The 16,532-nt window shown below is 41.9% G+C and carries 20 protein-coding genes and 1 pseudogene; 16 read left to right on the top strand and 5 right to left on the bottom strand.

Going from position 1 to position 16,532, the window contains the following annotated elements; genetic code table 11:
* Positions 1-32 precede the first annotated feature (32 nt).
* Positions 33-929: a helix-turn-helix domain-containing protein gene (locus tag ABN702_RS04095; protein ID WP_224838428.1), complete on the bottom strand. Its 897-nt coding sequence runs from the start codon at positions 927-929 to the stop codon at positions 33-35.
* 203 nt (positions 930-1,132) lie between these two features.
* Here ABN702_RS04095 and ABN702_RS04100 point away from each other — a divergent pair, with 203 nt between their 5' ends.
* The 4 genes from ABN702_RS04100 to ABN702_RS04115 all read left to right on the top strand — a co-directional run bounded on the left by ABN702_RS04100 (position 1,133) and on the right by ABN702_RS04115 (position 4,806).
* Entirely contained in the window at positions 1,133-1,255 is a 123-nt protein-coding gene (locus ABN702_RS04100; protein ID WP_417899510.1) for a hypothetical protein, read from the top strand.
* Positions 1,256-1,281: 26 nt separating this feature from the next.
* Positions 1,282-1,518 carry a hypothetical protein gene (locus tag ABN702_RS04105; RefSeq protein ID WP_204415978.1) on the top strand — a complete coding sequence of 79 codons (237 nt, stop codon included), beginning with the start codon at positions 1,282-1,284 and terminating at the stop codon, positions 1,516-1,518.
* 266 nt (positions 1,519-1,784) lie between these two features.
* Positions 1,785-2,498, top strand: coding sequence for an RNA polymerase sporulation sigma factor SigK (gene sigK, locus ABN702_RS04110; protein ID WP_417899511.1), 714 nt, complete (start codon positions 1,785-1,787; stop codon positions 2,496-2,498).
* Positions 2,499-3,030: 532 nt separating this feature from the next.
* The gene (locus ABN702_RS04115; RefSeq protein WP_417899512.1) at positions 3,031-4,806 is read left to right on the top strand and encodes a M3 family oligoendopeptidase; all 1,776 of its coding nucleotides are present in this window, start codon (positions 3,031-3,033) and stop codon (positions 4,804-4,806) included.
* A gap of 41 nt (positions 4,807-4,847) precedes the next feature.
* Here the strand turns inward: ABN702_RS04115 and ABN702_RS04120 are convergent, their stop codons facing one another.
* A complete protein-coding gene (locus tag ABN702_RS04120; RefSeq protein ID WP_417899513.1) occupies positions 4,848-5,792 on the bottom strand; it encodes a sigma-70 family RNA polymerase sigma factor in 945 nt (314 codons plus the stop codon).
* Between the two features lie 77 nt (positions 5,793-5,869).
* The gene (locus ABN702_RS04125) at positions 5,870-6,253 is read right to left on the bottom strand and encodes a VOC family protein (RefSeq protein WP_417899514.1); all 384 of its coding nucleotides are present in this window, start codon (positions 6,251-6,253) and stop codon (positions 5,870-5,872) included.
* 472 nt (positions 6,254-6,725) lie between these two features.
* Here ABN702_RS04125 and ABN702_RS04130 point away from each other — a divergent pair, with 472 nt between their 5' ends.
* Positions 6,726-7,508, top strand: coding sequence for a phosphatidylserine decarboxylase (locus tag ABN702_RS04130; protein ID WP_417899515.1), 783 nt, complete (start codon positions 6,726-6,728; stop codon positions 7,506-7,508).
* Between the two features lie 126 nt (positions 7,509-7,634).
* Here the strand turns inward: ABN702_RS04130 and ABN702_RS04135 are convergent, their stop codons facing one another.
* A complete protein-coding gene (locus tag ABN702_RS04135) occupies positions 7,635-7,775 on the bottom strand; it encodes a sporulation histidine kinase inhibitor Sda (protein ID WP_417899516.1) in 141 nt (46 codons plus the stop codon).
* Between the two features lie 467 nt (positions 7,776-8,242).
* Between ABN702_RS04135 and ABN702_RS04140 the strand changes: the two genes are divergently transcribed.
* The 9 genes and pseudogenes from ABN702_RS04140 to ABN702_RS04180 all read left to right on the top strand — a co-directional run bounded on the left by ABN702_RS04140 (position 8,243) and on the right by ABN702_RS04180 (position 14,207).
* Positions 8,243-8,761 (top strand): YqeG family HAD IIIA-type phosphatase, encoded by a 519-nt coding sequence (locus ABN702_RS04140; protein ID WP_417900819.1) that lies wholly within the window; start codon positions 8,243-8,245, stop codon positions 8,759-8,761.
* A 5-nt stretch (positions 8,762-8,766) separates the two neighbouring features.
* A pseudogene (gene yqeH, locus ABN702_RS04145) lies at positions 8,767-9,869 on the top strand (ribosome biogenesis GTPase YqeH).
* A 25-nt stretch (positions 9,870-9,894) separates the two neighbouring features.
* Complete coding sequence (gene aroE / locus ABN702_RS04150; protein WP_417899517.1) at positions 9,895-10,731, top strand: shikimate dehydrogenase; 837 nt, start codon at positions 9,895-9,897, stop codon at positions 10,729-10,731.
* On the top strand, positions 10,725-11,024 hold the full coding sequence (yhbY, locus tag ABN702_RS04155; RefSeq protein ID WP_417899518.1) for a ribosome assembly RNA-binding protein YhbY: 300 nt from the start codon (positions 10,725-10,727) through the stop codon (positions 11,022-11,024). Before aroE ends, yhbY begins: the two co-directional genes overlap by 7 nt.
* 18 nt (positions 11,025-11,042) lie before the next feature.
* On the top strand, positions 11,043-11,609 hold the full coding sequence (locus ABN702_RS04160) for a nicotinate-nucleotide adenylyltransferase (protein ID WP_417900820.1): 567 nt from the start codon (positions 11,043-11,045) through the stop codon (positions 11,607-11,609).
* The gene (gene yqeK, locus ABN702_RS04165; RefSeq protein ID WP_417899519.1) at positions 11,602-12,180 is read left to right on the top strand and encodes a bis(5'-nucleosyl)-tetraphosphatase (symmetrical) YqeK; all 579 of its coding nucleotides are present in this window, start codon (positions 11,602-11,604) and stop codon (positions 12,178-12,180) included. Before ABN702_RS04160 ends, yqeK begins: the two co-directional genes overlap by 8 nt.
* Entirely contained in the window at positions 12,180-12,530 is a 351-nt protein-coding gene (gene rsfS / locus ABN702_RS04170; protein WP_417899520.1) for a ribosome silencing factor, read from the top strand. The genes yqeK and rsfS overlap by 1 nt, the downstream gene beginning before the upstream one ends.
* Positions 12,531-13,283 (top strand): class I SAM-dependent DNA methyltransferase, encoded by a 753-nt coding sequence (locus ABN702_RS04175; RefSeq protein WP_417899521.1) that lies wholly within the window; start codon positions 12,531-12,533, stop codon positions 13,281-13,283.
* Between the two features lie 120 nt (positions 13,284-13,403).
* Positions 13,404-14,207, top strand: a complete 804-nt coding sequence (locus tag ABN702_RS04180; protein ID WP_417900821.1) for a cupin domain-containing protein — start codon at positions 13,404-13,406, stop codon at positions 14,205-14,207.
* A 124-nt stretch (positions 14,208-14,331) separates the two neighbouring features.
* Here the strand turns inward: ABN702_RS04180 and comER are convergent, their stop codons facing one another.
* Entirely contained in the window at positions 14,332-15,150 is an 819-nt protein-coding gene (comER, locus tag ABN702_RS04185; protein WP_417899522.1) for a late competence protein ComER, read from the bottom strand.
* Positions 15,151-15,233: 83 nt separating this feature from the next.
* On the opposite strand from comER, the gene ABN702_RS04190 reads away from it, so the two are divergent.
* Both ABN702_RS04190 and ABN702_RS04195 read left to right on the top strand, forming a co-directional pair.
* Positions 15,234-15,899, top strand: coding sequence for a helix-hairpin-helix domain-containing protein (locus ABN702_RS04190; protein WP_417899523.1), 666 nt, complete (start codon positions 15,234-15,236; stop codon positions 15,897-15,899).
* Between the two features lie 66 nt (positions 15,900-15,965).
* Complete coding sequence (locus ABN702_RS04195; protein ID WP_417899524.1) at positions 15,966-16,529, top strand: ComE operon protein 2; 564 nt, start codon at positions 15,966-15,968, stop codon at positions 16,527-16,529.
* The last annotated feature ends 3 nt before the right edge of the window (positions 16,530-16,532 follow it).

Here is a 16,532-nt window from a genome sequence, read left to right on the forward strand (position 1 = left end):
ATAAAAACTAGGCAGAGAGTTAGGTACTCTGCCTAGTTTTTTATGATGTCTTTTGTTCTTAGTTCCTTGATTTTGTTTTTTATATGGGCAACAAAAATTTTGTTATCTTGCAGATTGAAAATTTCGATTGATCGCTCCAGATTATCGATTGCATGTTTATTTTCGTCAATCAGACTAAAGTTATAGCCGATATGGTAATAAATATCTCCCAGCAGATACATGCTATCGTGCTTCACGCACCATTTGATGGCTTCCATGCAAGTATCATTCGATTCAACTATTCTATTGAGGCGGGTTAGTGCTTTTGCCTTATTATAAAGAAGTTTCGTTTTTATGGTACAATCATGTATATAAGGAATCTTTTTATAATGGTTAAGTCCATTATTAAATGTTTCCAAAGAATTATTGTATTCTCCGACTTCAAAATATATAATGGCCACACTATTAATAATTTCAATTTCTCTTTCGCCTAAGAGCTTGGAGGTCATTTTCGTCATATCCAAAGCTTCATGCAGGAGACGGAGCGCGCCATTTTTATTCTGGTGAAGATGATAGACGCAGATTCCTTCATTCCAGATCAGGAATTGGGCGTATTTTCTATTATTGATAAAAAGATTATTCTTTTTTTCAGCTTCGACAATTTTATAAACTTCTTCATATTTGCACTTGTTCAGCAGTTCGCGGACTTCTGTGAAAACCTCTTTCACATAGGAAAGCCTTGGATTGGCTGCCAGGTCGTAAAAGTAGTTGATATCTACTCCAAGTCTTTCTGCGATGTAGTATAGTGTATTTGCTAGAGGGAAAACCTCGCCTTTCTCTATCTTGCTGATTTGCGACTGGGTACATATACCTTCACTGAGTTCTGCCTGTGACAAGTTCAATGCAGACCTCAAAACCTTTATTTCCTTCCCGATTAAAGAGAAATCCATGTTTGTCCCCCCTTTAAAATATTCCTATAATTATAATTTTCACGAGAAATGAAGCATTTCTTAGAAAACTGTATGCTATATGGCTCTAATCGCCTATAATCAAAAATATGCAACTATTAAATATAGTGTATTATTCCTATTATAGATAGTTTATTAAATGTTAGAAAAATTTCAAACAAAAAACTTTTGGAGGTAGAATTTAAATGAAAAAATTTTTTGTTACGGTCCTAGTAGTTTCCATCACCCTTTTCGGTGCTAACGTATTCGGTTCTTCTGTAAGTGCAAATGATAACTATACGCCAACTGAACTACCAACAAGACATTAATTTCTAGCTAAAGGAGAGTTCTTACTATGTCAATGACAAGTACTAGCACTTTTGAGCTGACATGCTTCTGGTTTATCGTTGTGGATCGTGAGCAAAAGGAACGTAATCGGTACCGGGTTGCCCAGCTTGTGGATTACAAAAATAAAACATATGCTGAAGTTTCTAAGTGGTTTGAAACCCTGTTTCAAGAGTACAGCGTCATAAAAGTCGGCAGAGGAACGATTCCTTCCAAGCTTAAAAAGCTACCTTATATTCAGTACTAACGTCTTCCTATTATAATAGGAAGATTTTTTTTATTTTTATAAAGGAGATTAGCCTTCATTTAATGAACATCCGTTCTTATTCAAATTGTACCATTATTCGAAGGAATTGGTAGAATAAAATTAATTTCTCTTTATTCAACAAAAGGATTTGTCTGGACAAGAGAGTTTCATTTAATTATTTTCAGGTGTACTTGCACAGTTAGACCACTTCTGACATAAGAATTACTACTAGGCTCTTGCCTAACGATCCTTATGGAGGTGAAAGTGTGTCAAGTATATTAGCATCGGTAGGGTACTTAATCAAAGAACTTATCTTTCTAGTTTCCTATGTCAAAAACAATGCATTTCCACAACCATTATCATCAGCGGACGAAGCAAAATACTTAAAGCTCATGGCAGAGGGCAATGAACATGCAAGAAACATGTTGATTGAACATAATTTGCGTCTCGTGGCACATATAGTGAAAAAATTCGAAAATACTGGCGAAGATTCCGAAGACCTTATCTCCATAGGAACCATTGGACTGATTAAAGCTATTGAAAGCTTCCACCAGGGAAAAGGCACAAAATTGGCGACGTATGCGGCCAGGTGCATAGAGAATGAAATCCTGATGCATCTCCGGGCGTTGAAAAAGACGAAAAAGGATGTGTCCTTGCACGATCCGATCGGTCAGGATAAAGAGGGAAATGAGATCAGTCTCATCGACGTGCTGAAATCTGAATCCGAGGATGTGATTGATACGATCCAGTTGAATATGGAGCTTGAAAAGATAAAGGAATACATCGATGTGTTGGACGACCGGGAGCGCGAAGTGATCGTCGGTCGGTTTGGACTGGATCTCAAGGATGAAAAAACCCAGCGGGAAATCGCCAAAGAGCTCGGCATATCAAGAAGCTACGTATCCCGCATCGAAAAGCGCGCCCTCATGAAAATGTTCCACGAATTCTACCGGGCCGAAAAAGAAAAGAAAAAACAATAACAGAAAACCTTGGACATCATAGTGTCCAGGGTTTTCTGTTATTCCTGCAAGGGTCTGGCCCCTCATCAAAATTTAATATTCCTGAAATGATTTTGTGACAAAAGTTTAGAATGTTGGATTTTTCTCCGCTTTTGCCCTGTCTCTTTTTTGGGATTTGCATATGTTAGTGGTATAGATACCTATTCCTTGAAGGAGGTGTTATGGTATGTACCCTTATGGACCATGTTGCCCTCCACCGTGTCCACCTCCATGTCCTTATCCGCCATATAGACCATACGGATTTTATGGAGGCTGGCTGTATGGCATAGTAGTGGTGCTGTTTATCCTCCTTTTGCTGGGTGGAGGACACTATTATAGAAACTATCTTGTCAGATAAGCTTATGCTTTTTAGGCATAAGCTTTTTCGTGTCTCCTATCACACAAAATTTCGACAATCGAATATTTTGTAAGTCTAATGGTTTGGAATTATGGAAATATTATAATTTTTACGTTATAATTAATTTTATGAAACAAAAAGGGGGATTCAACTACTATGACAACAAAAACATTTCAAGAAACATGGGACCTTGATGTATTCTTCAAAGGCGGAAGTGGTTCAGAAAGCTATCATACATATCTATCAGAAATCAAAGAGGACCTAAAAGCGTTCGAACAACATATCGCCGCATTTGATGTGGATGAACTAGAAAAAGTACTTGGAGACTATGAAACTGTCGTGAAAAAGGTTGTCCAGTCTTCTGCATTCGTCAACTGTCTCCTTGCTGCGGATGTGACGGATAAAGGAGCAGCCCAACTGCAGGGGCAGGTTGCGCAAATCCATGCGAAACTGCAGGTTCTTCTTGGTGCTTTGGATGATAAGTTGGTCACTATTGACGAAGAGACCTGGAATTCACTTTTGCAAAAGGAAGAATTCAAGGTATTGGAATATGTGCTGAATGAACGCAGACGAAGAGCGAATGATAAAATGTCCGCAGATCAGGAAAAGCTGGTTACCTCACTTGCTGTAGATGGATACCATGCATGGGGCAAATTGTACAACTCCCTTGTCGGAACCATCAAGGTGAAAGTGAAAGAGAATGGAGAGGTCAAAGAGCTTTCGGTCGGTCAGGCGCACAACAGATTTTCCGATGGTAGCCGTGAGGTCCGTAAAGTGGTGGCAAAAGCGTGGAAAGAGGCATGGGAAAACCAAGCGGATACGATTGCAGCAGCATTGAATCATCTTGCTGGCTTCCGTCTTCAGGTATATGAGCAAAGAGGATGGGATTCCGTACTGAAGGAGCCGCTTGATAACAACCGTATGAAGAAGGAAACGTTGGATACGATGTGGCAGGTAATTACCGACCATAAAGGGACACTTACTAAATATCTGAACCGCAAGGCTAAACTGCTTGGTCTGGAGAAGTTGAGCATGTATGATGTTTCCGCTCCCCTGACGGCAGAAGAAACCAAGTTGTCCTATCAGGATGGCGCAGATTTTATCATCGAGCAATTTTCAAAGTTTGGCCCTGAACTGACGGAGTTTACGAAAAAAGCGTTTGAAGATCGCTGGATCGAAGCGGAAGACCGCCCAGGAAAGCGTCCAGGTGGTTTCTGCACTAGCTTCCCGGTATCTGGACAGTCCCGTATTTTCATGACCTATTCTGGTACGCTTTCCAATGTCAGTACACTTGCTCATGAACTTGGCCATGCTTTCCATCAGCATGCCATGCACGGAGTACCGACATTGAACCGTTTCTATGCAAGCAATGTTGCGGAGACTGCTTCGACTTTCGCTGAAATGATCGTAGCGGATGCGGCTGTCAAGTATGCGAAGGATGAAAAAGAAAAGATTTCATTACTGGAAGACAAAATACAGCGCAGCGTTGCGTTCTATATGAACATTCATGCACGATTCCTTTTCGAAACAAGATTCTATGAGGAGCGCAAGAACGGGCTTGTGAGTGTGGAGAAGCTGAATGAACTAATGGTAGAAGCGCAAAAAGAAGCATATTGTGGTGCGTTGGATGAATATGATTCTACGTTCTGGGCTTCCAAAATGCATTTCTTTATCACACAGGTTCCGTTCTATAACTTCCCGTACACGTTCGGCTACCTTTTCTCATTGGGAATCTACAGCCAAGCGCTGGAAGAGGGAACAAACTATGAAGATAAATACATCTCCTTGTTGAAGGATACTGCATCCATGACCGTGGAGGACCTTGCCATGAAACATCTTGGCGTGGACTTGACTCAACGCGATTTCTGGGAAAAAGCAGTGAAAAAATCCCTGGAGGATGTAGAGGAGTTTCTTGAATTGACGAATAAATAAGATAAAGGCAGCCCCGCAAAATGATGCGGGGCTGCTTTTTTTCAACTCCAATCAACTGGAGGTTTTTGCAGCTGTGGCTTCAAACCAAGTTCCTTTGCAGCCGCGAGGATAAATTCTTTCCGGAAAAAATAGCTTCGGTGACTGACGATGGTATGATTCTCCACTTCTTGCAACTGAATGTCATGCAGTTCTGTTTGAGGAGTGCCAGTGGTTAGAACAATAATGACAGGTCTTTCCCAAAGAATGACTTCCCGAGCAGAATAACCTTGTAATCCGAATCGAAGCGAGCCTTTTCGCATTTCGTCCTTTGAATACTCCTGGAATCCAAGATATGCTTCATTCTCTGCCTGCTCACTGAACAAGGAGAGCATTTCTTCGAAGTCTCCATTGTTAAATGCCGCCAAGTATGCTTGAATGATTTTTTCGTTTGCACGTTTTGTAGAGGGTGCCAATTTTTTTCCCATATCAATGGTTGCGAGCTTCTTCCTTGCGCGCTGTACCGAAGCGAAGACGCCACCTGTGGTGCTCTTGACCATTCCGGAAACTTCCTCTGCGGAAAATTGAAAAACGTCAAATAAAAGAAAGGCCGCCACTTGCTTAGGGGGTAAATGGGATTCTATCAAATGGAGTGCTTCCTCCAATATTAGATGATCAATCAATTCAATCCCGTCTCCCGGTCTAGTCTTTTCATCTAACAACCCTACCATCCGTTTTTCCCTTCTGCACTGATCAAACCACGTGTTTGTGGCGATGCGAAAAAGATAGTTTTTCCTGTCAGTGATCTCACTCCAACGTTGGGAAAGCAGCCCGATGGCCTTTAGCATCGTATCTTGAAAAAGGTCTTCCCCATCCCAAGGAGACCCCGTCAAATAACGGCAATAGTTCCACAAGTCAGAGGTATACGCTGAAACCGTCTTGTCAAAATCCTCTCTTACTTTTCGTATATCATGGATCAGCTGCTGATCCACCGTAGAATTCTGTGTCATTACTTTTCCTCCTCCTGTCCTATTCAAATGATATAACGATTGGACGCGGGGAAATTATACGCTATACCTGTATTTATTTATCCAGTGCAGACCATCACAATATTTCCATCAGGATCTTTGACATGAAAGAAAGAGAACTCGTCAAAATCAATAATGGGGGAACAAATTTCATAGCCAATCTCCCTGACAAAGTCATATGCCCTTTGGATGTCCTCTGTATGGAAGTTGAAAAGAGGGTGTGGAGAAGGTATTATAACCTTTTCTATACCAGACGGACCGGAGTCAAGAGTAAGGCCGGTATAGTCATTGATGGGAATGTTGTAGACAGGCTCGACTATCATGCTTTCATCATATTCCTGACCCAAAAGGTGGGAGTACCAATTAACAGAGCGTCTGAGATCCGCCACATGCACAAAAATGGTATGTATCCTGTTCCTAATCGGGCTTTCAATCATCTTCATTATCCATTCCGCCTTTCCAATAAATATTATCTCATTATTTTATTTTCTAGATAAATGAGAGAATACCTCCATAAATTTGGAGTGGATTTCCAACGGTAATTTCCGATACCACGTACAATCCACCACTATTTCATTTATGGCTTGTTAAAGTCACTGTTGATATACCGTCTCCAGCTGTTGATTGGAGCACAAGTCGTAGACTCCTGCGGGAGAAGCGGAGTCAGGGAGACCCCGCAGGCGAAGCCGAGGAGGCTCCCTATCCGCCCGCGGAAAGCGGAGACTTGTGCGGAAATCAACAGCGGTGTTGACACAACTTCATAAATAAATAGTGCAGGACCTGCGCCAAATGTTATAATATCACTCATGGAGTCTGGTGATTTACCAGGATTTGTTTCAAACTAAGTAATGACTACAAACATTTGATGTTTTTTATAAATGCTTCATTAAAAAGATTCTGTTGGAGGGAAATATATTGTTAAAAAACTTGTACAGGCTATCGATAGAGCTGACGAATCATAAGTACTCTTCCATGGCTGTGAAACGCTTCGCTTCTTCTAAAATGAGTAAACGGTTTATCCCGTCTTTTGCGAATGTCTATAAAATCAATTTGGATGAGATGAAGGATGATATCTCTACGTTTCCAACGCTGCAGCAATTTTTTATCCGCAGCCTGAAACCGAGTGTGCGTCCGATTGATGCAGCTAACGATTCCGTGGTGAGTCCCGTCGATGCGGTAGTGGAGAAGATGGGGGCCATTACAAATGATTTACAAATGACAGCAAAGGGTATTGATTATTCAATAGAAGAAATGCTTTCTGATGAGATACTCGCGCCGAAGTATATGGGCGGAACATACATGGTGCTGTATTTGAGTCCGAGTCATTATCATAAGATTCATAGCCCGATCACTGGCGAGGTTACCAAGCAATGGACTTTAGGCGGGAAATCCTATCCTGTTAACCAGCTTGGGCTGAAATACGGGAAAGAGCCGCTTGCCAAGAATTATCGACGCCTTACCGAAATGAAGCATAATAATAAGCATGTTTCTGTTGTAAAGGTTGGCGCCATGTTTGTGAACAGTATTGAGCTTACACATGAATCAAGTACACTCACAAAGGGCGAAGAAATGGCCTATTTCTCCTTTGGATCTACTGTTATCCTCCTATTTGAGAAAGATTCGTTTATGATAGATCCTTCCATTAAGGAGAAACAGGAAGTGAAAGTGGGGCAAAGAATAGGGACGTGGCTCAGCTAGTAGCGGATATATCTTGCGACACGGTGGAAAAGGGAAGAATAAAGACAAAAGCTAGTGTCCACAAACTCTAGCTTTTCTTTTATTTGTAGTATTTTGACATGAAAAAAGAGCCGTAATCAGGCTCTTTTAGGATGTTGCTTTTATTTTATAATTTAAGGAGCGGCGTTGAATTTCAAGCTCGATCAGTTGGATAAAATCGGTGCTCAGTTTTAATTCCGTAGCTTTGTAATAGGATTCAAGTAAAAGTTCATCAGAAAGTTTTCTCATCAGGTTGGCCTCTGCCCTACACCTCCTAGTGTGGTCTATATGTATAGTCGACTCCAAATGTGTGAAATTCTGTTCTATATCATCCGGTAAGGTCATATATTGATTAGTTTAGCTAGTTTGTATCATTACTCTACCACGGAATATTTTTTAGAACAACCGTTCTGTTATCCACAGGAAAAGGTGGATAACTTGTGGGTAATCTGTTTATAATTACCATTAAACGTAATCTACTGGGTTGTATAATGTAGATAAGGTTATCCACAAGTGTTGAATGCAACTGTAATTTGTCGAAAAATTTTTATTTTCCGTTTATTTTTATCTCTTGAAACATTAGTAAACACTACTATTATCGACAATTTACTTGGAACATTGAAGGAATTTGGGTAAGATGGTAAAGTATAATTTTGTTTCGGAAAAGCTGCTTCATGAAAATTGTATACGAATTTAGAAATATATAGAGGGTGAGCATCGTGCTAAAATATTTTTTGCCGGCAGAACATGTAAAAAGTGTGTTCGAAATTAAGCCAGCAACATTAAAGGAAAAAGGCATCAAAGGTATTATTACAGACCTTGATAATACATTGGTGGAATGGGACAGACCGGAAGCGACGCCGGCTTTGATTGAATGGTTCAAGGAAATGCAGGCTGCAGGAATCCTTGTCACCATCGTTTCCAACAATAAGCTCAAGCGTGTGAAGTTGTTTTCAGATCCATTAGGGATCCCGTACATCTATGAAGCGAGAAAACCATTCAGGAGGGCCTTCAAACGTGCCTTGCGGGAGATGAATATCAGAGCTGAAGAAGTGGTTGTTGTTGGCGACCAGCTTCTGACAGATGTACTCGGGGGCAACCGTCTTGGTCTGCATACCATTTTGGTGGTGCCGGTAGCCAAATCGGATGGGTTTGTCACCAAATTCAACCGACAGGTCGAGCGTAGAATATTATCATGGATGAAGCGAAGAGGCATGATTTCTTGGGAGGATTAAGGAATATGGAAGAACAAGTAGTATGTGTAGGTTGTGGAGTGGACATCCAAACCGAGGATAAAGCGGGATTGGGCTATGCACCAGCATCTTCTTTGAACAAAGAGACGATCATTTGTCAACGTTGCTTCAGATTGAAGAACTATAATGAAATCCAGGATGTATCCTTGACGGATGATGACTTTATTAAGATTCTTCATTCCATCGGACAATCGGAAGGTCTAGTAGTGAAAATCGTGGACATTTTTGATTTTGATGGAAGCTGGCTGCCTGGATTGCACCGGTTTGTAGGAAACAATAAGATTCTGCTTGTCGGAAATAAAGTGGATCTTCTTCCAAAATCGGTCAAGCCAAACAAAGTGATCAATTGGATGAAGCTGGCTGCAAAAGAACTGGGTTTAAAGCCTGAAGATGTATTTTTGATCAGTGCTGATAAAGGGACTGGAGTCAAAGAACTTGCAGCAGCGATGGATGAGTACCGTAACGGTAAGGATGTTTATGTAGTTGGATGTACGAACGTCGGAAAGTCCACGTTCATCAACCGTATCATCCGTGAGTTCTCCGGAGAAAAGGATGTCATTACGACCTCCCAGTTCCCGGGACGACTTTGGACCTGATTGATATTCCGCTCGATAATGGTGCTTCCCTTTATGACACGCCAGGCATCATCAACCGTCATCAAATGGCTCATTATGTAGACAAAAAAGATCTCAAGGTCATTTCTCCGAAAAAAGAAATCAAGCCGATGGTCTTTCAATTAAACGAAGAGCAGACCTTATTCTTTGGCGGTTTGGCCCGATTCGATTATGTGAAAGGTGGACGGAATTCCTTCACCTGCTATTTTTCTAATGCTCTCTACATTCATCGGACGAAGCTTGCAAATGCAGACAATATGTATAAAGAGCATCTTGGCGAGCTATTGCAGCCTCCTGGAGATGATTATGCTGAAAGCTTCCCGGAGCTCGTCGCCCATGAATTCACCATTAAAGAAGAGAAGACGGATATCGTATTCTCCGGACTTGGCTGGATCACGATCAAAGAAGCGGGGGTCAAGGTTGTTGCGCATGTCCCAAAAGGCGTTGGTGTGATGGTAAGGAAGTCATTAATATAACTTGAAGTGGAATGGGGGGGCTCTGATGAAGAAGCTTTACGGGGTGATAGGCTGTCCGATACAGCAAACCATGTCTCCACTTATTCATAATGATGCATTTCTTCATCTTGGAATGGATGCCTATTATCATGCATTCCATGTGGAACAAAAGGAACTCGAAAACGCAGTAAGAGGGATGAAAGCCCTCGGCGTATCCGGCTTCAATGTGACGATTCCACATAAGGAAGCCATTATTCCAATGCTTGACGAAGTGGACGAACATGCCCTGAGGATAGGGGCTGTCAATACAGTAGTCCATAAGAACGGGATATTGAAAGGGTATAACACGGATGGCCCAGGGTTCGTGGAAGCGTTAAAGAGAGTGACAACAACCAATGATAAGCGGATGCTGATCATCGGTGCAGGTGGCGCCGCAAGGGCTATCATCTATTCTCTTGTTCAGGAACCCGGGGTCACGGCGGATATATTGAACCGCACTCCAGGCAAAGCCATCACTCTGATCGAGGAGTTTTCCTTTCATGACAGATGCCGTGCTGTAACGATGGAAGAAGCTGTTTGGAGTCTTCCGATGTATGATGTCATTGTCCAGACCACATCTGTTGGAATGCATCCTCATGTGGAGGAAACGCCGATTGCACTTACGACACTGAAAGAGAATGCAGTGGTAAGTGATATTATCTATAATCCTTTAGAAACGAAACTATTAAAGGAAGCACGATTAAAAGGAGCGGTTGTCCAAAACGGTGTGCAAATGTTTGCGTATCAAGCTGCTCTAGCCTTTCAGCACTGGACAGGAAATATACCAGATGTGGATAGGATGGAAACATTAGTAACAGAACGACTAGGAGGAACATCATGTTAACAGGTAAACAAAAAAGATTTTTACGTGCTGCAGCACATCATCTTGATCCAATTTTCCAAGTAGGAAAAGGTGGAGTAAATGAAAATATGACCAAACAAATCTCAGAAGCACTTGAAGTAAGAGAGCTTTTAAAGGTAAGCATTCTCCAAAACTGTGATGACGACAGAAACACAGTAGCGAGTGAGCTTGTAGAAGGAACGCAGGCAGAGCTAGTCCAGGTAATCGGTAACACTGTTGTCCTCTACAAGGAGTCCAGAGAAAACAAACAGATTGAGTTGCCAAGATCCAGATAATATATGGGAGGGAATATGGTGAAAAAAGTAGGCATTATGGGAGGCACCTTTGATCCTCCCCATCTTGGTCATCTTTTAATAGCAAATGATGTACAGCATTGTTTAAGCTTGGATGAAGTGTGGTTCATGCCTAACCATATCCCCCCGCATAAACAGTCGGATTCCATCACAAGCACCGAGCATCGTCTCGAAATGATAAAGGCTGCAATTGACGATAGGCCCTCTTTTCTGCTGCAAACGATTGAACTGGAGAGAGAGGGACCGTCCTATACTTATGACACCATTCTATTGCTGAAAGAAAAACATCCGACAATTGATTTTCATTTCATCATTGGAGCCGATATGGTGGAATACCTGCCAAAATGGCATAAAATAAAGGAACTGGTTAAGCTGGTGAAATTCGTAGGTGTGAAAAGGCCGGGCTATTCCATTGAAACCGCCTATCCTGTCATAGAGGTCGAAACACCGCAGTTTGAGGTTTCCTCTACGCTCATCAGACAGCGTGTCAAAGAGGGCAGGTCCTCGCACTATTTGGTGCCTGAGCAGGTCCGACGAATTATAGAGGAGAAAAAGCTATATGAATAGGGACAAAGCGCTGAGAATTGTACGGGAGCAACTAACAGAACGTCGCTATATCCATACCATCGGCGTAATGGATACAAGCATCGAGCTCGCAAAAAAATATGGTGTGGACGAGAACAAGGCGGAGCTTGCGGCGATTTTCCATGATTATGCCAAGTTTCGTGATAAGGAAGAAATGCGGAATATCATACTTGAGCAAAATATGCCAAAGGATCTCCTTGCACATCATGATGAACTTTGGCACGCTCCAGTTGGTGCCTATTTGGTGGAAAAAGAAGTGGGTATTAAAGATAAAGATGTTTTAGAGGCGATAAAATGCCATACATCCGGAAAAATAAATATGACTACACTTGATAAGATCCTTTATGTAGCGGATTATATTGAGCCTGGGCGTGACTTTCCGGGAGTGGAAGAGGTACGGGAAACTGCCAAAGCAAGCCTTGATATAGCAATGATACAAGCGATGAAAAATACGATTTCCTATTTGTTGAAGCGGAATCAGCCTGTTTATCCGGATACATTTCACGCTTATAATGATATGACTATGAAAGTAAAAGGAAGGAAGTTAAGTTAATGTCAAAAGAATTATTACAACTTGCTGCACAAGCGGCAGATGATAAAAGAGCAGAAGAATTGGTTGCATTGAATATGAAGGGGATCTCCCTTGTATCGGATTATTTCTTGATTTGTCATGGTAACTCCGACAAGCAGGTACAAGCGATTGCCAGAGCGATTAAGGAAGCGGCAGAAGAACAAGGGCAGCATGTCCGCAGAATGGAAGGCTTCGATGAGGCACGCTGGATTCTTGTTGACCTTGGGGATGTGGTTGCCCATGTATTCCATAAGGATGAGCGTGGCTATTACAACTTGGAGCGCCTTTGGGGAGATGCACCACGCGAAGACGTACTTAAAGAGCTGACGTAAATGGCTTACGGTCAATTTGCTTTCATTTACGATCATTTGATGGAGGACGTCCCGTATGATCAATGGGTGGAATACGTCAAAAGCGTAAAGGATCGTTATGCGAAAGATAAAACAGACTTTTCCATCGTGGATGTCGGGTGCGGGACCGGGGAAATGACCATCCGTTTTGCAAAAGAGGGATGGAAGGTCTCCGGGGTGGACCTGTCCGAAAGCATGCTTGCGGTGGCGCATGAAAAGTCTGTGCAAGCAGGTGTAGCTATACCTTATTTTGAACAGAATATGACTGAGCTTGATGGCTTTACTGGTTCGGACTGCGTGACAATCTTTTGTGACTCCCTTAATTATCTGCAAACAGAAGTAGAGGTTCAGGATACATTCAAGGCGGTCTCAAGCCAGCTTGAAGAAGGCGGACTCTTTTTATTTGATGTTCATTCCATTTATAAAATGTCCCAAGTTTTTATGAATAGCACGTTTACAAATGCGGAAGAAGAAGTGGCCTACATATGGAACTGCTATGCAGGAGAAGAAGCGAACAGTGTGGAGCATGAGCTGAGCTTCTTCGTCCTGGAAGAGGAAAGCGGCCTTTATTCCCGCTTTGACGAGGTGCATTACCAGCGTACCCATAGTGTGGAGCTCTATAAGAAATGGTTGGGGGAAGCGGGCTTTGAACTGTTATCTGTTACAGGCGATTTCTCCATGGAACACCTCTCAGATCAGGCGGAAAGAGTGTTTTTTGCCGCAAGAAAAATATAGAAATACAAGCAAATGTGCCTATCAATTTTTTCAAATTTGATAGGCTTTTGTTTTAGACTAAGTACCTTCCCCTAAACAGTGCATAAGATAAATCTATAAACTGGGAAGGGAATGAAAAAAATGAACTATGATCCCAATTTTTTTCGATACCAATATCAGAATCCTTATTATGTTCAATGGCCAATGTATAACTATGGCCAACAATCTGTTTACAGATATACCCCGCCAAATCCATATGGCTCCTTTGGATTCAGCCAAGAAGATAGAAGAATCCAGCTGAAAGATAATGGACCAATTCCATATGTCGTGAATATCAATGAAGCCACCCTGCAAAACAATACTTATCGTACAGCTCTATGGACAGGAACCCATCTGCAACTTACATTGATGAGCCTCAATCCGGGAGAAGATATCGGTTTGGAATTGCATCCGGACGTTGATCAATTCTTACGTGTTGAGCAAGGACAGGGTATTGTTCAAATGGGCAAGAGTAAAGATGATTTAAACTTTAAAAGAAATGTCTATGACGATTCTGCAATTATAATTCCTGCTGGCACATGGCATAACCTGACCAATACAGGCAATACTCCACTAAAACTTTACTCTATTTATGCACCTCCTAATCATCCATTTGGTACTGTTCATGTAACCAAAGCAGATGCAATGGAAGCTGAAGAAGGCGATGGGAAGACGGTTATTTCAGGAAAAACTCCAGATGAATGGGTAAAGTACACGGAGTTTTTAGTGAATGAAGGGTTAGAGGATGTGAAAAGAGGAATAAATGCTACACATATCCTTCAGGAATTTATCCTGATGGGAGTTCTCGTCGGGAAGGGATATTCTCCTGAAATGGCATATGAAACAGTGGAAGAATGGGAACGTACAGGAGAATCCAAACTTCTTCAGCAAAGCAAAAATATGTAGACTTGATCATTACTAACGAAAAACCCATCCTTAGGCGTCAGCTCAAGGATGGGTTTTTCATCATCGGATTTTTTAGAAGAATCTTGCAAAAGAAAAAGGAATTCTGTCGAACAGGTCGAATACGTTAGTGAAACTGCTTTTTAACCTCGCACAGATCTTCATCGAACTTCTCGTGGGTTTTCTGTATCAAATGGTGGAATACATCACCAAGCTCATTTTCCAGTACCTTGATTCCTTCTCCTGTTACACCACCCTTTACACATACTTTTGCCTGCAGGGTTGGCAGCGTATAAAGGTTCTTCTCCAATAGTTTGCCCATACCGACTATCATTTCACTTGCCAGTGCAGTAGCCTGTTCCTTGGTAATCTCGGTTTCACTCACTGCCCCATCAATGAACTTCTGCAGAAGATAGCTGAAAAATGCCGGTCCGCAGCTGACAATATCGGAAGCCACTCTCGTCACATTTTCGCCTATGATAATCGGTTTGGAAATCTTTGCACAGATTTCTGTCAGATAGTCCTGATACTCCTCGTTTAAATCATCACCGAATGTCATGAGTGTAACTCCTGATAGAGCCCGGTTTGTAATGCTCGGAATAATCCGTGCCACCTGACAGGAAACGAGAGATTGCAATTGTTTCACTGACACAGGGGAAGTGATGGAGATTACACATTTATCCTTAGTCAGTAAATGATCTATTTTCAATAAAAGGGGGTGAATATCCAAAGGCTTGACTGCAAGAAATAAGATTTCAGAAGCTTTCACTACTTCCTCTGCTGTTTCTTTTACCACTATATTTTCGTATAGGCTCTGAATGCTATACGCCTTCTTTAATGTTCGATTGGTTATCGTCATATTTTCAGGAGGTACTGCGCCAGCTTCGATAAATGCTTCGATCAATATCTTTCCCATATTACCGGTCCCGATGATTCCAATTTTCACTTTCATGCCCTCCTTCATCCAAAAAGTTTCTCATACACTATATGTTTTTTTTGAAAAAATTATGAATAGAAGGTGAAAACCCCGTGAAAGAATTACTATATCTTCATAAAAAGAAATGGATGCTCGGTGCAATAGCTGCCTTTGCGCTCATGTTCATCCTCTGGCCTAAACTGTTTCCGGCATCTCAGGCAACAGAACCAAAAGATTTCCAAAAACTCGTAGTGGAAGAGGAGGGAGGTGAGGTGGACGAGAGTATCGAAACGGATTCTGAAATTGAAAAAGAAGTACTCCACCAACCCGCAGCAGTCCTGATTGATATAAAAGGCGCAGTAAAGCTTCCCGGAGTGTACGAGCTGGCCAATGGAGAGCGCATTATTGACGCGGTAGACAAAGCTGGAGGCTTTTTGGCAAGTGCCGATACGAGAAAAGTGAATCTTGCTGCCTTACTGGTGGATGAAATGGTGATTTATGTACCGGAAGAGGGAGAAGAGGTGGAGGAAGTATCACTTGTGGAGACTCCTAGTCCCGAGGATGGAAAAGATACGGGTCAAAATAAGGTGAATATCAATACCGCAACAGTCGAAGAGCTTACAACTCTCTCTGGGATCGGACCATCAAAAGCTAATGCCATCATCGAATATCGTCAGGAAAACGGATTGTTCAAGTCAGTTGATGAGATGCTGAATGTCACCGGAATTGGAGAGAAATCGCTTGAAAAAATAAGGGACGACATTACGACAGCAAATTAAATTGACGAGGCACTAGATATGTCGATACACTATAGTTATTGTAAAAGGAAGTTGGAGGGAATATTTATGGCTAGAATATCTTGGGATCAATATTTCATGGCGCAAAGCCATTTGCTGGCATTGCGCAGCACGTGTACACGATTGACAGTCGGGGCTACCATTGTTCGGGACAAGCGTATCATAGCAGGCGGTTATAACGGGTCCATTGCCGGCGGAACCCATTGTATAGATGAAGGATGCTATGTGATAGATAACCACTGTGTGAGGACCATCCATGCCGAAATGAATGCACTCCTGCAGTGTTCCAAGTTCGGGGTGCCAACAACAGGTGCTGAAATCTATGTCACTCATTTTCCATGTCTGCATTGCTGTAAAGCCATTATCCAAGCAGGAATTAAAACGGTCTATTATGCCATGGACTATAAGAATCATCCTTATGCGATGGAAATGTTTGAACAGGCGGGAGTTCGGGTTCAGTATGTAGAGTTCCAAGATTCAGATAATCATGATCCTGAAAAGCTGAAATTCATTACTGAATTGATCCGTAAACTGGAAGAGTCAGGTGCATCAGAGGAAGAAATCAAAGAATGGTATGAAAAGGCTGATTTTTTGTTTAGCTCCAGGGTGTAGGCT

Source organism: Bacillus haimaensis (assembly GCF_048270625.1).
Lineage (GTDB): Bacteria > Bacillota > Bacilli > Bacillales > Bacillaceae_I > Sutcliffiella_A > Sutcliffiella_A haimaensis.